Below are 19,272 nucleotides of genomic sequence, written 5' to 3'. Positions count from 1 at the left end.
CCGGGGACACCCCGCCCCTGTCAGGATTGATTGACGTTGCACACGGCAGGTCTCCTGGCTCGCGGGTCATCGCGTCGCGCCAGCCTTCCCGGCAGAATCGCCAGTGGCATGGATTTGGCACGCAGCTCGCCGCTCACAGTTGCGGGGGCAGCTCCGGATTCAATGCGCCAGGCACGTCACCGGATTCCCTTTTAATCGCGGTCGGCATTCCGACCAGCAAACCGTAGGCGGTGCGCAGCTTAGCCGGCGCGCCAAAGGCATGTCAAACGGGCGTCACCCACGGTCCTCAGTACGGCTGGCCGAACAGCAGGTAGTAGCGCGGCTCGCCCACCCGCGATGCGTAGGCCATGCCCACGTAGAGCGGCCCCAGCACGGTGTCGGCGCCGAGAAACAGCGACATCGAGCTGCGCGAACCGGGAGAGGCCGCGTCCAGGGCATAGTTGCGCAGGTTTCCCCACTCCACCGTGCCGCCGAGATACACGCCACGTCCGAGCGCCTCGGGGAGGGTCGAGATGCGCCGGTAGTAGGAGGCGCTCGCCAGCACCACCTGGTCGGCGGCCAGTTCGCCGTAACGGTAGCCGGACAGGCGGAACAGGCCGCCCAGGGTGTAGCGTCCCGCGGAAGGCAGTTCGCGATCCGGGCTGCCGGCCACGGTGAGGCCCAGCATCAGGGTGTGGGGACCGCCGGAGCCCGCCCAGGACGCGTCGAACTCCGCATAGCGGTAGTCGAGATCGCTGCCGAAACGCCCGTCGTGCCACTCGCCGAGCAGGCGGGCGCTGTAGCCCCGGCGCGGAAAGAACGGGCTGTCGAGGCGATCGAGCACCGCGCTCAGGCGCAGCTTGCCCTGCGCCACCGACTGACCGGGATAGACCGCCGCGCCGCTGACGATGTCGGCCTTCTCGCGCCCGCGATGCAAGCCGACGCGCAGTTCGCCCCATGCGCCGGCCTCGTAGCCCAGATCCAGCCCCGCGCTGCGCTCGCGCACGCGGAAATCCGCCACCTTGCGGCCATCCTGGAAGACCGGCACGGTGCGGCTGCCGGCCTGCAGCACCGGGGCGAGGAACCATTGGCTCTTCAGGCCCAGCGGCTGGAACAGCTCCCCACGCAGGCGGTTGGTGGTGCCGACCTGCAGGTCGACGTTGAGCCGCCCCTCCCAGTCGTTGATCCAGCGCCGCGACAGCCCGGCGAACAGGGCCACCGCGCCGTCACCCTGCAGGTCCGCCGCCAAGCCGCCGCCGAAGCGCAGGTAGTTGGGGCCCCAGGACTTGTCGACCGCTTCCACCTTCAGGCGCCCATAGGCGCCGTCGCGCTCGACCCGGTAGCGCAGGCGTTCGAAATCGCCTTGCGCGTACAGGCTCTCCAGATCCTCCTCCAGCGCAGTGGCATCGAGCGCCAGCCCGGTGCGCTGGCGCAGGCCGGCGAGCACGCCGCGCGGGGGCACATGCCGTGCGCCCTCCACTTCGACCGCGGTGATCACCGGCGCCGGGCGCAGCAGGCGCAGTTGCCGGCGGGCCTGCCACTGCGCGTAGGACGCCTCGTCCACCGCGAAGCGCGCCAGCGAGGCGGCGGCCGCGCGCGCCGCCTGTTCGCCCAGCGGAATGGTCTCCAGCACGCGGTCGAAGTCGCGCGAGGTGATGTCGCCCAGATCAACCTGCACCAGCGCATCGTCGGCATCCAGCCGGCCGAGTTGCTGCTGCACGTTCTGCTCCAGGGCCAGGTTGATCGCCTGCAGCACGATCTCGGTAGCGGTGGTAAGCCGCTCGCGGCCCAGCGGCAGGGTGCCGAGGTTCACCGCGATCACCCGCCCGCCGCACAGTTCGCGACCGATGTCGACCGGCAGGTTCATCACCAGGCCGCCATCGACCAGCAGCCGCCCCCGGTGCTCGATCGGCAGGAACACGCCTGGCACCGCCATGCTGGCCCGCATTGCGCGCCACAACGGTCCGTCGTTGATCACCACCATGGCGCCGCTCTCCAGGTCGGTGGCGATGGCGCGGTAGGGTAGCGCCAGCGTGTCGAACCCGCTGAGCGACTCGGCATCGCCCGCCAGGCCGGTGAGAAAACGGTCCAGCTGCTGGCCTGCAATCGCGCTCTGTGGCATCAGGAAGCCGCCAGCGCCCCAGCCCAGGGTGATCGCCGCGCGGTTGCCGGCGGCGTCCTGTTTCTCGCGAAAGGGCTGGCGGTCCCGCGGCAGCGCGTTCTGGAACATCTCGGTCCAGTCCGCCGCGCGCACGCGGTGTTCCATCTCGTCCAGCGGCATGCCGGAAGCGTAGGCGCCGCCGACGATCGCGCCCATGCTGGTGCCCACCACGCAGTCGACCGGCACGCGCAGTTCTTCCAGCACCTTCAGCACGCCAAGGTGCGCCACGCCGCGTGCCCCGCCCCCGGACAGCACCAGCGCCACGCCGGGGCGGATCTCGCTCGTGCCGCCCTCTGGCGGCGCGCTGTCCGCCACTGCCGCAGCGCTGTGCAGGCAAGACGCCGCCAGCGCGGCAAGCAGGATGGGACGCATCAGTTCTCCAGGCGACGCAGCACGCGGTCGGTGCTGTCGGCCAGGGCCTGCAGGGCGTCGAGCCGCGCCCGCTTGGCACGCCCGCGGCCCCACAGCAGTGAGCTGCCGGCGCCGGCCAGCGCGCCGATCCACCACACATGCCCGGCGGCCAGCGCCAGCCGGCCGGCACCGGAGGCCAGCAGGATCTCGGCACTGCGCGCGCCGAAATTTTCGCTGCGTTCGAGCAGGCTGCGCGAGCGGTCGCTGAAGGTGGCCAGGGCGAGGAAGGCCAGCCCGGCCGAGCTGGTCAGCCAGCCGCCGTCGGGCTGGGCGTCGCGCAGACCGTCCACGCCGCGGCCGGCCAGCGCGCGCTCCACCGCCTGCAGGTCGGGGCGGTCGTCCCGGCCCTGCTCCAGGATGGCGCGCAGCAGCAGTTCGGCCGCCAGTTCCTCGATGTCGGTGGGCACGATGTCCGGATGACGCGCCAGCGCCGCCTGCAGGTGGGCAAAGGACTCCTCCGCCTTGCGCTGCAGCGCCTCGTTGGGCGCTCCGCTCCCGTCGAGAACCGCGAATCCCTCGTCCGCCAGGCGGGCATGGAAGGCGCCCGGCAAATTGCCCCGGTTGAGCCAGTCCACATACAGCGCAGGCAGTTGCGCGTGCTGCCCGCCAGCGCTGCCCTCGCAATCCGCCCTCGCCGCACGGGCGGCGCTCAGTTGCGCGTAGCGCGCCGCATTGACGGCGATGCCTTGCATCACCGTGGCGAAATCCCTGTCGTCCAGTGCGGCCGCATCCAGCGTAGCGCCGAGCGTGCCGGCCACACTGGCAAAGGCGCCACCGGCCGCTGCACCCAGCGGCGCTCCGGCGGCACGCGCCGCGGCCACACCGCCGGCCGCCTTGTCCAGCGCGGCACTGCTGCGCTGCAGGGCGCGCGCGCCCAGTTCGCGGCCGCGCCCGGCGAGCGTGGCCGCCTGCTCCGCGGCATCCTCTTCGGACTGCGCGCGCCGGCCCTCGTCCAGCGCACGCGCTGCAGAACCCAGTCCGTTCGCCGCGCTGCCGAGCACCTGCGCCGCCACGCGGGCGGCTTCACCCACCCCCTCGCTCACCGCGCTGCTCACCGCATCCTTGCGCGCGGCCATTTCGTGCGCGCCCGAACCGGCCGTTCTCAAGGCGGACTTGAGCAGCCTGCGCGCGAGAAAGCCGGCCTTGCGGGCCTTTTCGGGAAGCTCGGACATCGATGGGGGTCTCCTGGTCGGACAGCGCAATTATCGCGGAAGCGGCGCAGGGGCGCGCACGCCTGCGCTACCCTGTCAGCGCTTCGACCCGCCCGCCACCCCGGCTTGTTCCCGCATCACCACCAAGGCACGAGCCCCGGGGCCGGCCTCACCGCTCAGGGCTGCGCCGCCCTGTCGTAGCTGCGGAAGCCCTGGCGGATGGCTTCGAGCAGTTCCGCCTCCTCCCAGGGTTTGAGCAGGATGCGGAACAGTTCGCTGCGGTTGACCGCCTCGGTGAGGCTGTCCACGTCGGTGTAGCCGGAGAGCACCATGCGCACCGCCTTCGGGTGCATCTGGCGCGCCCGCGCGAGCACCTCGGTGCCGCTCATGCCCGGCATGCGCTGGTCGGCTAGGATCACGCCCACCTCGTGCTCGGCCAGCAGGGCCAGCGCTTCCTCGCCGCTCCCCGCGGTGAGCACGCGATAGCCCTCGCGCCGCAGCAGCCGCTTGAGCGAAGACAGCACGGCCGGTTCGTCATCGACCAGCAGCAGGGTGGACAGGGCTTCGTCTTCCACCGGCACGTGAAGCGGGCTGAACTCCGTCAGGAAGCGGGTCATCGCCTCGGCCGGCAGCGGCCGGCTGACGAGATAGCCCTGCATCACGTCGCACTGCATGGCCCTGAGGAAGCGGGCCTGCCCGGCGTCCTCCACCCCTTCGGCGATCACCTCCAGCCCCAGGCTGTGCCCCAGCGCGACGACCGCGCGCACGATGGAGGCCTTGCCGCTGTTGGTGGTCATGTCGCGCACGAAGGACATGTCCACCTTCAGCTTGTGCACCTCCAGCTGCTGCAGGTAGGCCAGCGAGGAATAGCCGGTACCGAAGTCGTCGATCGACAGCCTCACGCCGAGCCGGCGCAGATCGGCCAGCGCACGCAGCGAGCGTTCGCGGTCGGCCATCACCGAGCTCTCGGTGATCTCCAGTTCCAGCCGTTCGGCGGCCACGCCGGAGCAGGCCAGCGCGTCCTTGACCGATTCGACCAGCCCGTCGCGGCTCAACTGCACCGCGGAGACATTGACCGAGGTCTGGCGCGGCGCCAGCCCGGCATCGCACCACAGGCGGATCTGCCTGCAGGCTTCGCGCAGCACCCAGTCGCCCAGGCGCACCACCAGGCCACTCTCCTCGGCAAGCGGGATGAACTCGCCGGGCGACACCATGCCGCGCTCCGGGTGGTTCCAGCGCACCAGCGCCTCCGCCCCGACGATCTGCCCGCTGACCAGGTCGACCAGGGGCTGGTAGTACAGGCACAGCTCGTCGTTCTCCAGCGCGCGGCGCAGGTCGGCTTCCAGGCTCAGGCGGCTCCTGGCGCGGCTGGACATCTCGGGGGAGAAGAAACGCAGGGTGCCGCGCCCGGCAAGTTTGGCCTGGTGGAGGGCCGCGTCGGCATTGCTCAGCAGCACCTCGGCGCTGGCGCCATCGGCCGGGTACAGGGCGATGCCGATGGTCGCGCCGACATAAACTGCCTGCCCGTCGAGCAGGAAGGGTTCGGCCAGCGCTTCCATCATGCGCTGCGCGATCAGGTCCACCCACGGCATGCCCGGCCGGCGCTCGATGATGATGTTGAACTCGTCGCCACCGATACGGGCGATGGCGTCGCTGCCCGGACGCACTGCCTGCAGGCGGCGGCCGACCTCGATCAGCAGCTGGTCGCCGCGGCTGTGGCCGAGGCTCTCGTTGATGGTCTTGAAGTTGTCCAGATCGAGGAAGAGCAGCGCGAACTGGCCGCGGTTGCGCTCCGCATGCAGGATGGCCTGCTCGAGCTGCTCGGCGAACAGCACGCGGTTGGGCAGGCCGGTGAGCGGGTCGCGGTGCGCGAGGATGCGGTACTTCTCCTCGCTGACCTCCAGCATCGCGGTGCGCTGGGCGACCAGGTCCTCCAGGAAGCGGCGCAGCCGGCTCAGTTCCAGATGGGTGCGCACCCGGGCACGCACCTCGTCGATGTCGAAGGGCTTGGTGATGAAGTCGGCCGCGCCAAGCTCGAAGCCCTTGAGCTTCTGCTCGACCGCGTCCATCACGGTGACGAAGATCACCGGGATGCGGTTGCCGGTGGGCGTGGCCTTGATCCGCCGGCAAACCTCGTAGCCATCCATGCCGGGCATCACCACGTCGAGCAGCACCAGGTCCGGCGGGTGGGCGCCGTGCACGATCTCCAGCGCCTTCTCGCCCGAGCAGGCCACCTGGATGCGGTAGCTGTCCTTCAGGGCTTCCAGCAGTTCGTGGATGTTCTCCGGTACGTCGTCCACCACCAGCAGCGAGTACTGGCGCTCGCCGTTGGCATGGGCCACCAGGTCGAACAGCGCCGGGTTGCGCCGGTGGCGCTGCAGCTCCAGCTGGGTGCGGATGCGGCTGTGCAAGAGCTCGGGATTGACCGGCTTGACGATGTAGTCGGCCACCCCCAGCTTGAGCCCGCGCGCCTCGTCGGCGGCCTCCGACAGGGCGGTGACGAAGATCACCGGGATCTCGGCGGTGGCCGGATCGATCTTGAGCTCGGCCAGTACCGAGTAGCCGTCCATGCCCGGCATGCGGATGTCCAGCAGGATCAGGTCGGGCTGCGGGCTGCGGCGCGCCAGTTCCAGCGCCTTCTCGCCGCTGGTCGCGGCGAGGATGGCGTAGTCGTCGCGCAGCACGTTCATCAGCGCGTGCAGGTTCTCATGCACGTCATCGACGATGAGGATGCGCGGGCGCTCGCCTGCGGAAGGTTTGTCGGTTTCGGTCATGGTGTGGTTTCTCTGTGGGAGACCTGCAGGGCATGCAGCCGCGCCAGCGCGCGATCGATGTCGAAGACGTCGACCAGGGCGGCGATGGCGACGATCTCCGCCTCCAGCGGAGTGCCGACGGTACCGGCACGCAGTTCGGCGAGCAAGGGTTCGACCACGCCCAGGTCATGGGTGAGCGCATCGGCCAGGCGGTGCAACAGTTCACCCAGCCGTGCGCTGGCAAGCGGTGCGGAAGTGCCCGGGGCCGGAGCAGCCTCCGCGCTGCGCTCGGCAAGTGCATCGATGTCGTCCAGCACCTGCTGCAACAGGCTGCGCAGCGCCTCGAGGTCGCCGGCCTGCAGGCGCTGCCCTTGGCGGAGTTGGCCCTCGAGCGCGCCGACCCGCTCGCACAGCGCGCTTGCGCCGATGTTGCCGGTAACGCCCTTGAGCGCATGGCAGTACTCGGCCGCCGCCTGGCTGCCCTGCTCGTCCAGCAGGCGTTGCAGGTGCTGGGCGGCGTCGGCGTAGTGTTCGCGGAAACGCCCGAGCTGCCTGCGGTAGGCCTCTGCCTTGCCGCCGATGCGCCGCACCCCCTCGCGCACGTCCAGGCTGCCCAGCGCCAGCAGTTCCGGCGGCAGCTCGGTGCCCTGCAGGCCGCCGCCGTCCGACGCCGCGGGCCGCTGCGTGCGCCGCCCCGCCGGCAGCTTAACCCAGCGCGCCAGCGCGGCCATCAGGCGCTCCGGCGCGATCGGCTTGGTGACATGGTCGTTCATGCCGGCGGCGCGGCTGCGTTCGGCATCCTGCGCCATCGCCAGCGCGGTCATGGCAACGATGGGCAGGCGGGCGAAGCGCTCGCCGCCCGGTTCGGCGGCGAGCGCGCGGATGCGGCGCGCCGCCTCCAGGCCATCCATCACCGGCATCTGGATGTCCATCAGCACCGCGTCGTAATCCTGCTGCTGCACCCGTTCGAGCGCCTGCCGGCCATCGGCCGCCTCATCGACCACGATGCCTTCGCTGCGCAGCAGCTCCACGGCGAATTCGCGGTTGATGTCGTTGTCTTCCACCAGCAGCAGCCGCGCGCCGGCCAGTTGTCCGCTGGTGGCCAGCTCCGCGGCCGCCTCGCGGCGCTGTTCGCCTTGTCCGAAGAAGCGCCCGCGGCCGAGCACCGAGAGGATGGTGTCGAGCAGCGTGGACGGCGACACCGGCTTGATCAGGAAGCCGTCCACCCCGGCCTGCTCGGCAAGGCGGATCACGTCCTCGCGCCCGTAGGCGGTGACCATCACCACGCGGGGTTTGTGCGCGATCGCCGGATCGCCCTGGATGCGGCGGGTCACCTCGTCGCCGTTCATGCCCGGCATGCGCCAGTCCATCAGCACCAGGTCGAAGGGCGTCGTGGCCTCGCGGATGGCGGCCAGCGCATCGGCGCCGTTGGACACGCCGTGCACCGAGAGGCGGAAGAAGTGCAGCATCTCGGTGAGGATGGCGCGCGACACCTCGTTGTCGTCCGCCACCAGCACGCGCACGCCTTCGAGCAGCGGACCGGCGCGCTCGACCAGCTCGCGCTGGCCCGCCTGCGCCTGGTGTGCGACCTCCAGTTCCAGCGCGAAGCACATGGTGGTGCCGCGGCCGGGCTGCGAGTCCTCCACCCAGATGCGCCCGCCCATCAGTTCGATCAGGTTGCGGCTGATCGCCAGCCCCAGGCCGGTGCCGCCGAAGCGGCGGGTGGTGGTCTGGTCGGCCTGGGTGAACTTCTCGAACAACTTGCGCTGTACCTCGGGACTCATGCCTATGCCCGAGTCGCGCACGCTGACCTGCATGGAGACGCGGCTCTCGCTGGCGGATATGCAACGGAAGGCCAGTTCGACCTCGCCATGCTCGGTGAACTTCACCGCATTGCTGCACAGGTTGAGCAGGATCTGGCCCAGGCGCAGCGGGTCGCCCACCAGGCGGGGCGGAATCTTCGGGTCATAGCGGATGAGGAATTCGATGCCCTTGTGCTCGGCCTGGAAGGCCACCGCATCGGACAACTGCTCGAGCACCGCCTCCAGACCGAACTCGATATGCTCGATCTCCAGCTTGCCGGCCTCGATCTTGGAAATGTCCAGGATGTCGTTGATGATGCCGAGCAGCGAATGCGCCGCGCCCTGCGCCTTGGTGAGCTGGTTGCGCAGGGGGGACGACAGTTCGCCCTTGAGCGCCAGGTAGAGCATGCCGAGGATGGCGTTCATCGGCGTGCGGATCTCGTGGCTCATGTTGGCCAGGAAGTCGCTCTTCACCCGCGACAGGTGCTCGGCCTCTTCCTTGGCCGCCAGCAGTTCGGCGGTGCGCGCGGCCACCTGATGCTCCAGGCTGGCCCGCTCGATCTCCAGTTCGCGGGTGGTGGCGAGCAGGTCGCGGGTGCGCTGCGCCACCTGCCAGCGCAGCAGCAGGCTGACGCTGATCAGCAGCAGCAGGCCCGCGCCGGCGCCGATCAGCGACCACTTCACCCAGTGCGGCATCCGCACCTCCGGCGGTGCGGCCATGGTGCGGCGCAGGGCGTCGAAGTAAATGGAGTCCGCGTCACCCCGCCATTCGTTCAGATGCAGGTCGATACGCGCCAGCAGGTCCAGGCTGCGCCCCTTGGGCGCGGCAAAATACAGTGTGGACGGCAGGAAGACGATGGGTGTCTCCGCCAGCCGGTACTGGTTGCCGTTGCGCGCGGCAAAGAAGCTGTTGGTGACCACCGCGTCAGCCCGCCCCTCGACGACCGCGCGATAACCCTCGTCGAGCGACTTCACCGGCACGGCCTGATAGGCCACACCGCTGCCGGCCGCCAGCTGGGCCAGGAAGGACTGCTGGATGCCGCCGTCGAGGATGGCCACCCGCATGCCGGCGAGATCCTCCAGGTCCTGGATCACCCGGCCGGGATGCGCGTAGACCTGTGACCAGCTGTTGGCCACCGATACCTGGTGGAAGTCGAAGCGCCGGGTGCGTTCGGATGAGAAGGCCACGTCCGGCATCAGGTCCAGCTCGCCCGCTTCCAGGCGGCGCAGGCAGTCGGCCCATTCGCAGGGCACGTGGTTCAGCGTCCAGCCTTCGGCCTTTGCCACCGCCTCGATCAGCTCCACGAACAGCCCGGCCGGCTTGCCGTTTGCAGCGGTATATACCTTGGGAGCGTTCTGGTAGAGGCCGATGTTCACGGTACGGCGCCCAGCCGGGCTGTCGCTGCCGCAACCCGCGGCAATCAGCAGCCCGGCCAGAACCAGTGCCGCCAGGAAACCTCGATGTCCGTTCATGCGCCGCCCAATCCGGATGTCAGGCACCATTATCATGCCTGGGGGATACACGGCTGAATCATACGCCCACATCGGGCACCGCAGTTTGCGGCGATTCGACTGGATACACCCGGTCGGTGAAAGGCGCGCCGGCCGCGCCTACTCCCAGCGCTGCTGATAGGAGAACGTCGGCAGTCGCCAGCTCTGGCGCAGCGCCAGCATGCGGAAACCGAAGCCCAGGACGAAGCAACTCAGCATGTTGAGCCCGTCATCCACGCCCGCCGATCGCAGGCCCAGGAAAAGCACGCAGACGAAGAGCGACACGCTGGCATACAGCTCGCGGCGGAACACCACCGGCACCTGGTTGCACAGCACGTCGCGCAGGATGCCGCCGCTGATCCCGGTGAGCATGCCGGCCATGATCACCACCACCACCGGGTAGTCGAAGCGCAATGCCACGTCGCAGCCGATCAGCGAGAAGGCCACCAGCCCCATCGCATCCAGCATCAGGAAGCTGCGCTTCATGTGGTGCATGAAGCGGGCAAGCACCGTGGTGGCCAGGCCGGCGAGTATGACCAGGTACACGTACTCCGGATGCTGGGTCCAGCCGATCGGGTAGTTGCCGAGCACCACGTCGCGGATGGTCCCGCCGCCCAGCGCGGTGACGAAGGCAATCACCGCCACGCCGAAGATGTCCATGTTGCGCCGCCCCGCGGCCAATGCGCCGGACATGGCCTCGGTGCTGATGGCGATCAGATAGACGAGCAGCAGCAGGTCGAGCTGCGGAAGGGAGAAGGACTGGAAGAACTGGGCGATGCTGTGCGACATCGGGAGAGGCTCCGTCGATAGGCGAAAGCCCCTCATCGGAGCATTCGCAACGCCTCTCCCCCTGTCCTTTTACCTGAGAGTTTCGGCCCTGCGCGGACCTGCCCCTTCGGTGGGTTGCCGGGCCCCATCTGGCCCGCAACCGCTCTCCAGCCGGCAAATGATTCCTGCGGTTCGGTATGCCTGAGCGATCATGGGAGTTTGCGCCTTCGGCGGGGCCCGGAGATCCGGCAACCCTCTCTCCCGCAGTAGTTCGATTATCTTGAGACGGCACGAGCGCTGTCAATGCGCGAAAACCGCAAGAGTCCTACCGACGGTCGATACCCTCACGCCGTGCCCTACTGCTTCTGCGCGTAGTAAGCACGCAGATGAACCGCCCGTACTGAACACGGGCGATGCACCGGGTACTGCATGGAGTGGGCGTCGATGCAGGCGTACTTCACCCGGAATGCCTGGAAAAGTACGCGGCGGCCTTTTTGGGCCGTCACAAGGCGATTCAGTACAATGCGGACGAGGCTACAGAATCCGTCAGTCGGGATGCCGCATGCGCGGGCACTATCGGGATCGAGAGATGAGATATCACATGAAGCACATGGCGGCATTGCTGACCACGCTTTGCGTTGGTCTTCCGAACGGAATGGCCTTGGCGGCGGAAGCGACGAGTGCGGCTTCAGACAATCGGGCTTCGTTGCTGCATATCGTTCTGGTGGGTGGCCTGCTGATCGTGGTTGGAAATGTGGCGATCTTTTTTGCCAAACGGAAGATGGAAAAGGATGCTCAAGCCGCCAAGGAAAAGGCTGACGCCGAGAGGCAAGAGAAGAACTCTTGAGCTGGGGCTGAATACCGCATCAGTACAGCTGCGTTTTCGCCTACGCAGCGTGGAAGCGTTGCGCCACTTCCCGGGACGCAGCACCCACGAACTGGGCACGCCCCGTTGATCGGCCTCCTCGGACGCCCGGCGTCCGGGTACGAGGAGTCTCCCGGACAAGGAGTTTCGTCCACGCCAGTCGGGCGCCGTCGACGTGGGACAAGCTTGGGACAGCTGGGACACCAGTCTGCAAAAATTCAACCGTCTTTGCACTTCGCGCCGTAAACGAAAAAACCGCCGTAACCGGCGGTTTTTCCTCGGGAATTTTTGGTCGGGGAAAGAGGATTCGAACCTCCGGCCCCTGCGTCCCGAACGCAGTGCTCTACCAGGCTGAGCTATTCCCCGACACTTTTTTCACTGCCTTGCGAAGCCCACTAATATATCAGTGATTTCGCGCAACTGCAAAGTCCGATAATTGTAGCAGCGCATCCTTGAAAATGGAAGGGGGCAATGCATCGAGGGCATCGATGGCCAGCTGCGCCTCGGCACGTGCGTGGCGGCGGCTCTCTTCGAGTGCGCCGGTGGCATGGATGGCGGCGAGCACGGCTTCGAAGTCGTCCCGGCCGCCGGTCTCGATGGCCTTGCGCACCACCGCGGCCTGCTCCGCACTGCCCTGCTGCATGACGTGGATCAGCGGCAGGGTGGGCTTGCCTTCGGCGAGGTCGTCGCCGAGGTGCTTGCCGGTTGCAGCTTCGTCCGAGGAGTAGTCGAGCACGTCGTCGATGATCTGGAAGGCGGTGCCCAGGTGCATGCCGAAGGCGGCCAGGCGCTCCTCCAGCTCCGGCGAGGCGCCGCCGAGGATGCCGCCCAGGCGGGTGGCGGCCTCGAACAGCTTGGCGGTCTTGTAGCGGATCACGCGCAGGTAGCCGTCGATGCCGACATCGGCGTCGTGGCAGTTGAGCAGCTGCAGCACCTCGCCTTCCGCGATGACGTTGGTGGCGTCGGCCAGCACCTGCATGACGCGCATGTCGTTGACCCCGACCATCATCTGGAAGGCGCGCGAATAGAGGAAATCGCCCACCAGCACCGAGGCGGCGTTGCCGAACATGGCGTTGGCGGTCTTGTTGCCGCGGCGCAGTTCGGACTCGTCGACGACGTCGTCGTGCAGCAGCGTGGCGGTGTGGATGAACTCCACCACCGCGGCCAGTTCATGGTGATGCGTGCCGCGGTAGCCCATGGCGCCGGCGGTGTACAGCACCAGCGCTGGGCGCAGGCGCTTGCCGCCGCTGTGAATGATGTATTCCGCCACCTGGCGGATCAGCACCACGTCCGAATGGAGACGCTGGCGGATCACCGCGTCGACCGCCTGCATGTCGGCTGCGATCGGGGCGAAGAGCTGCTGGATGGACAAGGCGGACGCGCTCACGGGAAAAAGCGGGATGGTAGGAGGCCGGCTGGCGCGGCGTCAAGACGAAGGGGGAAACCCTTCGCCGACGGCTCAGCGCACGCCTACCCGGTCGGGATGATCGGTGATCACGCAGTCCACGCCCCAGGCGAAAAGCTCGGCCGCGTGCGCGGGATCATTCACCGTGTAGCAGGCCAGCCACAGGCCGGCCGCACGCACGTCGGCGACGATGCCGGCATCGAGGGCATCGTGATGGGCGTGCAGGGCGACAGCCCCCACCCGCTGGCAACGAGCCCGCCAGTCCTCGGGCACCTGCTCGACCAGCAGGCCACGCGGGAGCCGGGGCGCCTCGCCGGCGGCGGCGAGCAGGGCGGATTCGGAGAAGGACGACAGCAATGGCGGCAGCGCGGCATCGCGCCAGCAGGCAACCGCCACCCGGGCGGCGACCTGTCCGGTCTCCGTCTCGAACCCGGCTGCCGGCTTGATCTCCAGGTTCACGGCCAGTCCCAGCTCGATACAGCGCGCGGCGGCGTCCTGCAGGCTGGGCAAGGGCTCGCCGGCGAAGCGCTCGTCGAACCAGCCGCCCGCATCCAGGCGACTCAACGCGCCCCATGGAGTGTCGGCCACCCGTCCGCGCCCGTTGGTGGTGCGCTCCAGGGTTTCGTCGTGGATCAGTACGGGCACGTGGTCGGCGGCGAGCATGACGTCGAACTCGACGCCACGGCAGCCGCTGCGTGCCGCGGCCGCCAGGCCCGCCAGGGTGTTCTCGGGTGCCAGCGCGCCGCCGCAGCGGTGGGCAAGGACGCGCGGCCAGGGCCACACCGCCGATGTCATTGCAGGGGCGCGCTCAGCGGACCGGGGGCGCGCCCAGGCGCATGACCGCCGTATCCAGCGCTTCCTTCGCGGGCTTCAGGTCGGCCCACACCGCGTCGAGTTCCTCATCGAGGATGCGGCGCACACCGTCGCGACCGACGAGCGCGGATGCCGACGACTCCTGCGTGGCGGGTTTGTTGTTGAGCTGACCCACGGCAACCCGCAGATTGTCCAGATCGGCTCCGGCAAGTTCGCTCGCACCGGCGGGCAGCCCCGCGCTGTTGAGCGGCAGGAAGCCCGCGTCCCGCTGCCAGGCAAGCTGGTTCTCGGGCTTGAGCCAGTAGTCGATGAAGCGGGCCATCGCACGATACTCGGCCGGCTTCTTGCCCACTGCCACCCAGAGCGAGGCGCCGTCGGCCAGGGTGTTCTGCGGTGCGCCGGGGAAATCGTCGTAGAACGGCAGGCGCAGCACGCCCACGTCCAGCCCGGTCTGCCGGCGGAAGGCCGCCCAGCTGGCCGAAGGCGCGGCGATCACCGCGCATTCGCCGCTGGCGAAACGCCGCTCGGCCTCGGGGCCGCGACCGAAGATGTGCAGGTAGCGGGCGCGGTACCAGCTGGCCATCATCGCCACGTGCTTGATCTGCACCATGCCGTTGAAGGCGGGCGCGTCGGTGCGGCCGCGGCGCGCGGTGACCGGCACGTTGTGCCAGGCGCTGAGGTTCTCCACCATGACGCGGCCGGGCTCCGACACCGTGTAGGGGCAGGCATGGCCGGTGTCGAACAACTGGCCGAGCGCGTTCTGCAGGTCCTGCCAGGTGTTGATCGGCACCGCCGGGTCCAGCCCGGCACGGCGGAAGGCTTCACGATTCACGTACAGCACCGGGGTGGTCAGCCCCACCGGCAATGCCTGCAAGCGCCCCTGCCCGTCGACCGGCTTGCGCGTCATCGTCACCGGCGGGCGGCCGCTCTTGAGCGGTACGCCAGCCGCCCGCATCAGCTCGTGCAGCGGGCGGTAGCGCGGTTTGCCGGCAAGGAAGCGTTCCTCTTCCTCGCCTTCGAGCACCATCAGGTGCGGCAAGGCCTCCTGCTGCCAGTCACGCCGCGTCAATACGATCCGGTAGTCCTTGCTGCCCGCGTTGAAGCGGTCGACCAGGGCCTGCAGGGCCTCCGTTCTGGCAAGATCGAAGCGGTGCGCCAGTTCGATCTCCTGCGCGTCCTGGACCGTGCTCGCACGCGCGGCCAGCGGTTGCGCAAGAGACGGGGCTGCCGGTAGAAGCATGCACAGCAGGGCGCACGCGCGTCCGGCCCATCGCACAGGCTTGTTGGAGAACTTCATATTGATGGTCGCTCGCGAAGTGTTTCAAGATTCTGCGTCAGGTGACGTTATTTTTCGGTGTATGCCTCCTAACAGGCTGTAAGAAATTATGTTGACCGCTGTCCGCCGCATCCTGCCCCTGCTCTTCCTGCCCATGCTGCTTGGTTGCGAGCGCCTGGCCGATTTGCTCGAACTGCCTGATCCGCAAAAGGAAGCGATGATTGCCGAAGCCGAAGGGCGCGCCATCGGCAGCGCCTGCCGGCAGACCGGGCGCTCGCTGGAAGACTGCTACGCGCTCAACCCCAAGGCGCCCAAGTCCGCGGTGTTTGCCGGCTGGCGGGAGATGAACGACTACATGATGGAGCACAACCTGCAGGAAGTGCCTTCCCATCTCATCCCCGCGCCGATGAAACCGTCTGCCGGCACCGAGGGCGGCGATGCGCCCGCCATCGTGCCGGGCGCACCGTTCACGCCGATCAAGCCGCCGGCTAGCTAGGGCGCGGGGTTGCCGCAGCGCAGGTGGATGTCGTCGATCTCCGCCAGCAGCTCCTCGTCGGGGCGCGCGTCCCAGGCGGCCAGGTTCTCCTCCAGTTGCGCCAGGCTGGTCGCACCGATGATGGTGCTGGCCACGCAACCGCGGTGGTACACAAAGCCCAGTGCCAGGCGCGTCAGGCTCAGGCCGCGGCGGCGCGCCAGCGCGGCGTAGGCTTCCACCGCCGGCCTCACTCCGGGCTTGGCATAGCGCTGGCCGAAATTCTCGAAGGCGGTCAGCCTGCCGGGCGCGCCGGGGTTGTCCAGGTACTTGCCGGAGAGATGGCCGAAGGCCAGCGGTGAATAGGCCAGCAGGCCGACATGCTCGCGGTGACAGACCTCCGCCAGACCGTACTCGAACACCCGGTTGAGCAGGTTGTAGGCGTTCTGCGTGGACACCACCCGCGTCAGGCCGTGCTCCTCGGCCAGGCGGACGAACTGCATCACCCCCCAGGGATGTTCGTTGGACAGTCCGACATGGCGGACCTTGCCCTCGGCCACCAGCTCCGCCAGGGCGTCCAGCTGGGCGCGGATCGGCGTGCACGCGCGCTCCTTGGCCGGGTCATACTGCCACTGGCCGAACATCGGCTGGTTGCGCTCCGGCCAGTGCAGTTGATAGAGGTCGATGTAGTCGGTCTTCAGCCGGCGCAGGCTGCCTTCCACCGCCGCGCGGATGTTTTCGCGATCGAGCGCCGGCGGGCCGCCGCGGATCCAGTCCAAACTGCGTGCCGGGCCGGCCACCTTGGTCGCCAGCACAATGCGCTCGCGCGCTTGGCGCACCAGCCAGTTGCCGACGATGGTTTCGGTGGCACCGTAGGTTTCGGCACGCGGCGGCACCGCGTACATCTCCGCGGTGTCGATGAAGTTGATGCCGCGCTCCAGCGCGCAATCGAGCTGGCTGTGCGCCTCCGCCTCGCTGTTCTGCTGCCCGAAGGTCATCGTTCCCAGGCAGACGGCCGACACCTTCGGCCCGCCCTCGCCCAGCACTCTGTATTCCATTGCATTCTCCTTTGCGGTGGTAGGAGCGGCCTTGGCCGCGATGCGGCGGCCAGCGTCTGGAATCGCCGCATCGCGGCCAAGGCCGCTCCTACCTGAAAATTCAGATTTTGCGCCCCCGGCGACGGGGCTTATCATCCACGCCTTCGTCCCGATGATACCCAGCGCCTGGCGCGCCCGCCCACCCCCATGTCCGCCTCCCTGCCCTCCGGCCTGCTGGTTTCCGGCCTGCTCGCCTATTGCCGCGCCGGTTTCGAGAAGGAACTCGCCGCCGAACTCGACGAACTGGCCGCCGACGCCGGCCTGATCGGCCATGTGCGCGCCAAGCCCGACACCGGCTTCGTGGTCTACGAGACTTTCGAGCCGCTGCCCGCCACCGCCTTCGAAGGCCTCACCGACTGGCGCCGCCCGGTGTTCGCCCGCCAGCTGATGCTGTGGTTCGCGCGCGTCACCGACCTGCCCGAGCGCGACCGCGCCACCCCGCTGCTCGACGCGGTCAAGGGCAGCGGGCAGCGCTTCACCGAGCTGGTGCTGGAGACCCCGGACACCGACGAGGCCAAGCAGCGCTCGGGTTTCTGCCGCCGCTTCACCGAGCCCTTCGCCCGCGTGCTGGAGAAGACCGGGGCACTACGCACCGGCAAGGCCGGCCTGCCGGTGCTGCACGTGATGTTCGAGAGTGCCACCACCGCCTGGCTGGCCGCGGCGATGCCGCAGGAGAGCTCGCCCTGGCCGATGGGCATCCCGCGCCTGCGCATGCCCGGCGGCGCACCCAGCCGCTCGACGCTCAAGCTGTCGGAAGCCTTCATGACCCTGCTCGGCGAGGACGAGCGCACCGCCACCCTGCGCGCCGGCCTGCGCGCGGTGGACCTGGGCGCCTCGCCCGGCGGCTGGACCTGGCAGCTCGCCAGCCGCGGCCTGCACGTCACCGCGGTGGACAACGGCCCGATGGGCGACGCGGTGATGGCTACCGGCATGGTCGAGCACCTGCGCGCCGACGGCTTCACCTGGCGGCCGCAGCGCACGGTGGAATGGATGGTGTGCGACATGGTCGACCAGCCCTCTCGCATCGCCTCGCTGGTGGCCGAGTGGGTGGCCACCGGGCGCTGCCGGCGCAGCATCTTCAACCTCAAGCTGCCGATGAAGCGCCGCCTGGACGCAGTGGAACAATGCCGCGCACTGATCAGGAAGCGCCTGGCCAGCGTCGGCCCCTACGACCTGCGCATCAAGCACCTGTACCACGACCGCGAGGAGGTCACCGCCTACCTGGCGCTGCGCAAGTAGCCCGCCGGTCACGCACGGAAGCTGCAACCGGCCGCGACTCACGCAAGGTGTATAATCCCGGGTTTTCAAACGCTTCCGGCCCCCGTGGCCCCGGAACCAGAAAGGCGCCCATGAGCTTCGCCGAACTCGGCCTCATACCCGAACTGCAGAAAGCCGTAGCCGACGCCGGTTACACCGAACCCACCCCGATCCAGCGCCAGGCGATTCCCATCGTCATCGCCGGCCACGACGTCATGGGCGGGGCACAGACTGGCACCGGCAAGACTGCCGGCTTTACGCTGCCACTGCTGCACCGCTTGGCGCGCCATGCCAGCACCAGCACCTCGCCGGCCCGCCACCAGACGCGCGCCCTGATCCTTGCGCCCACGCGCGAACTGGCGATGCAGGTGTATGAATCGGTCAAGACCTACTCCAAGTACGTGCCGCTGCGCGCCACCTGCATCTACGGCGGCGTGGACATGAACGCGCAGATCCAGGAACTGCGCCGCGGCATCGAGATCGTCATCGCCACCCCGGGCCGCCTGCTCGACCACGTGCAGCAGAAGACCATCAACCTCTCCCAGGTCGAGATGCTGGTGCTGGACGAAGCCGACCGCATGCTGGACATGGGCTTCATCCCCGACATCCGCCGCATCCTCGGCCTGCTGCCGGCCGCCCGCCAGAGCCTGCTGTTCTCGGCCACCTTCTCCGACGAGATCAAGAAGCTCGCCGACCAGATGCTGAAGAACCCACAGCTGATCGAAGTGGCCCGCCGCAACATGGTGTCCGAGACCATCACCCACGTGGTGCACCCGGTCTCCTCGGGCATGAAACGCAACCTGCTCGCCCACCTGCTGCGCCACCAGCCCGACACCCAGGCGCTGGTCTTCGTCGACACCAAGATCGTGTGCGGCCGCCTGGCCCACTTCCTCGAGCGCCACGGCATCTCCGCGGACGCCATCCACGGCGACAAGAGCCAGCAGCAGCGCACCGAGACCCTGGAAGCCTTCAAGGCCGGCAAGCTGCGCGTGCTGGTGGCCACCGACGTGGCCGCACGCGGCATCGACATCGACGAACTGCCCTACGTGATCAACTTCGAGCTGCCGCACACCGCCGAAGACTACGTGCACCGCATCGGCCGCACCGGCCGCGCCGGGCACAAGGGCAACGCGGTGTCGCTGGTGTGCGCCGAAGAGAAGCACTGGCTCAACGACATCCAGAAGCTGATCAAGCTGGAGATCCCGCAGGAGATCGTCCCCGGCTTCGAGCCCGAACCGGAGTTCTTCGAGGCCGGCAGCAGGGGCGGTCGCGGCCGCCGTGGCAGTGCCGACAAGGCCGACGGCGGGCGCGAACGCGCGCCGCGCGCGGCCCAGCCGGCCGCGCCCCGCGCGGAGCGTGGCGGCAAGCGTCCGGGCCGCTCGACGATCGCGCCGGACGGCTTCGATTTCAGCAAGCCCTACGAGTCGAGCATCGCCGCGCCTGCTGCGGAAACCGCTGGCACCACGGCCAAGCCGGACGAGCCGCCGCGACGCGGCCAGCGCCCGGTGGCCTTCCTCCTGGGCGGGCTGGGGCGGAAATAGGGCCTTCGGCCCCGCCTTTTCCCGCCTATC

13 protein-coding genes, 1 tRNA gene and 2 riboswitches are annotated in these 19,272 nt (G+C 68.7%); of the genes, 4 read left to right on the top strand and 10 right to left on the bottom strand.

Features of this window, described 5'->3' with window-relative positions:
* Positions 1-27 precede the first annotated feature (27 nt).
* Positions 28-241: riboswitch (cobalamin riboswitch) on the bottom strand.
* Between the two features lie 45 nt (positions 242-286).
* The 5 genes from IAI53_RS03805 to IAI53_RS03785 form a co-directional block, all read right to left on the bottom strand.
* Positions 287-2,512 carry a patatin-like phospholipase family protein gene (locus tag IAI53_RS03805; RefSeq protein ID WP_187716801.1) on the bottom strand — a complete coding sequence of 742 codons (2,226 nt, stop codon included), beginning with the start codon at positions 2,510-2,512 and terminating at the stop codon, positions 287-289.
* Positions 2,512-3,723, bottom strand: a complete 1,212-nt coding sequence (locus IAI53_RS03800; protein ID WP_187716800.1) for a hypothetical protein — start codon at positions 3,721-3,723, stop codon at positions 2,512-2,514. The genes IAI53_RS03805 and IAI53_RS03800 overlap by 1 nt, the downstream gene beginning before the upstream one ends.
* A 155-nt stretch (positions 3,724-3,878) precedes the next feature.
* Positions 3,879-6,476: an EAL domain-containing protein gene (locus IAI53_RS03795; protein ID WP_187716799.1), complete on the bottom strand. Its 2,598-nt coding sequence runs from the start codon at positions 6,474-6,476 to the stop codon at positions 3,879-3,881.
* Complete coding sequence (locus IAI53_RS03790; protein WP_187716798.1) at positions 6,473-9,730, bottom strand: response regulator; 3,258 nt, start codon at positions 9,728-9,730, stop codon at positions 6,473-6,475. The genes IAI53_RS03795 and IAI53_RS03790 overlap by 4 nt, the downstream gene beginning before the upstream one ends.
* A gap of 138 nt (positions 9,731-9,868) precedes the next feature.
* On the bottom strand, positions 9,869-10,537 hold the full coding sequence (locus IAI53_RS03785) for a trimeric intracellular cation channel family protein (RefSeq protein ID WP_187716797.1): 669 nt from the start codon (positions 10,535-10,537) through the stop codon (positions 9,869-9,871).
* A 157-nt stretch (positions 10,538-10,694) separates the two neighbouring features.
* A riboswitch (glycine riboswitch) is annotated at positions 10,695-10,790 on the bottom strand.
* A gap of 327 nt (positions 10,791-11,117) precedes the next feature.
* On the opposite strand from IAI53_RS03785, the gene IAI53_RS03780 reads away from it, so the two are divergent.
* The gene (locus IAI53_RS03780) at positions 11,118-11,363 is read left to right on the top strand and encodes a hypothetical protein (RefSeq protein ID WP_187716796.1); all 246 of its coding nucleotides are present in this window, start codon (positions 11,118-11,120) and stop codon (positions 11,361-11,363) included.
* 307 nt (positions 11,364-11,670) lie between these two features.
* Here the strand turns inward: IAI53_RS03780 and IAI53_RS03775 are convergent.
* From IAI53_RS03775 to IAI53_RS03760, 4 genes are all read right to left on the bottom strand, one after another.
* Positions 11,671-11,747, bottom strand: a tRNA-Pro gene (locus IAI53_RS03775).
* A gap of 37 nt (positions 11,748-11,784) precedes the next feature.
* Positions 11,785-12,753, bottom strand: a complete 969-nt coding sequence (locus tag IAI53_RS03770; protein ID WP_187717946.1) for a polyprenyl synthetase family protein — start codon at positions 12,751-12,753, stop codon at positions 11,785-11,787.
* 87 nt (positions 12,754-12,840) lie between these two features.
* On the bottom strand, positions 12,841-13,569 hold the full coding sequence (gene ugpQ / locus IAI53_RS03765; RefSeq protein ID WP_349771887.1) for a glycerophosphodiester phosphodiesterase: 729 nt from the start codon (positions 13,567-13,569) through the stop codon (positions 12,841-12,843).
* Positions 13,570-13,594: 25 nt separating this feature from the next.
* Entirely contained in the window at positions 13,595-14,839 is a 1,245-nt protein-coding gene (locus IAI53_RS03760) for an extracellular solute-binding protein (protein ID WP_187716794.1), read from the bottom strand.
* Between the two features lie 148 nt (positions 14,840-14,987).
* Here IAI53_RS03760 and IAI53_RS03755 point away from each other — a divergent pair, with 148 nt between their 5' ends.
* Entirely contained in the window at positions 14,988-15,371 is a 384-nt protein-coding gene (locus IAI53_RS03755; RefSeq protein ID WP_432813910.1) for a hypothetical protein, read from the top strand.
* Here the strand turns inward: IAI53_RS03755 and IAI53_RS03750 are convergent.
* Positions 15,368-16,405 carry an aldo/keto reductase gene (locus IAI53_RS03750; RefSeq protein ID WP_187716792.1) on the bottom strand — a complete coding sequence of 346 codons (1,038 nt, stop codon included), beginning with the start codon at positions 16,403-16,405 and terminating at the stop codon, positions 15,368-15,370. The two genes, IAI53_RS03755 and IAI53_RS03750, sit on opposite strands and share 4 nt — an antisense overlap.
* 186 nt (positions 16,406-16,591) lie before the next feature.
* On the opposite strand from IAI53_RS03750, the gene rlmM reads away from it, so the two are divergent.
* Together rlmM and IAI53_RS03740 are read left to right on the top strand one after the other, a co-directional pair.
* Positions 16,592-17,683, top strand: a complete 1,092-nt coding sequence (gene rlmM, locus IAI53_RS03745) for a 23S rRNA (cytidine(2498)-2'-O)-methyltransferase RlmM (RefSeq protein WP_187716791.1) — start codon at positions 16,592-16,594, stop codon at positions 17,681-17,683.
* A gap of 110 nt (positions 17,684-17,793) precedes the next feature.
* On the top strand, positions 17,794-19,242 hold the full coding sequence (locus IAI53_RS03740; protein WP_187716790.1) for a DEAD/DEAH box helicase: 1,449 nt from the start codon (positions 17,794-17,796) through the stop codon (positions 19,240-19,242).
* Positions 19,243-19,272: the final 30 nt, after the last annotated feature.

This window comes from Thauera sedimentorum (genome assembly GCF_014489115.1).
GTDB lineage: Bacteria > Pseudomonadota > Gammaproteobacteria > Burkholderiales > Rhodocyclaceae > Pseudothauera > Pseudothauera sedimentorum.
The sequence above is the reverse complement of the archived record's forward strand: the minus strand, read 5'-3'. Positions and strand labels throughout refer to the sequence as shown.

What these genes read in the sequence shown, in the direction of transcription:
- IAI53_RS03805 (WP_187716801.1), bottom strand. Translation starts at nt 2,512, where the DNA reads ATGCGTCCCATCCTGCTTGCCGCGCTGGCGGCGTCTTGCCTGCACAGC.
- IAI53_RS03800 (WP_187716800.1), bottom strand. Translation starts at nt 3,723, where the DNA reads ATGTCCGAGCTTCCCGAAAAGGCCCGCAAGGCCGGCTTTCTCGCGCGC.
- IAI53_RS03795 (WP_187716799.1), bottom strand. Translation starts at nt 6,476, where the DNA reads ATGACCGAAACCGACAAACCTTCCGCAGGCGAGCGCCCGCGCATCCTC.
- IAI53_RS03790 (WP_187716798.1), bottom strand. Translation starts at nt 9,730, where the DNA reads ATGAACGGACATCGAGGTTTCCTGGCGGCACTGGTTCTGGCCGGGCTG.
- IAI53_RS03785 (WP_187716797.1), bottom strand. Translation starts at nt 10,537, where the DNA reads ATGTCGCACAGCATCGCCCAGTTCTTCCAGTCCTTCTCCCTTCCGCAG.
- IAI53_RS03780 (WP_187716796.1), top strand. Translation starts at nt 11,118, where the DNA reads ATGAAGCACATGGCGGCATTGCTGACCACGCTTTGCGTTGGTCTTCCG.
- IAI53_RS03760 (WP_187716794.1), bottom strand. Translation starts at nt 14,839, where the DNA reads ATGCTTCTACCGGCAGCCCCGTCTCTTGCGCAACCGCTGGCCGCGCGT.
- IAI53_RS03750 (WP_187716792.1), bottom strand. Translation starts at nt 16,405, where the DNA reads ATGGAATACAGAGTGCTGGGCGAGGGCGGGCCGAAGGTGTCGGCCGTC.
- rlmM (WP_187716791.1), top strand. Translation starts at nt 16,592, where the DNA reads ATGTCCGCCTCCCTGCCCTCCGGCCTGCTGGTTTCCGGCCTGCTCGCC.
- IAI53_RS03740 (WP_187716790.1), top strand. Translation starts at nt 17,794, where the DNA reads ATGAGCTTCGCCGAACTCGGCCTCATACCCGAACTGCAGAAAGCCGTA.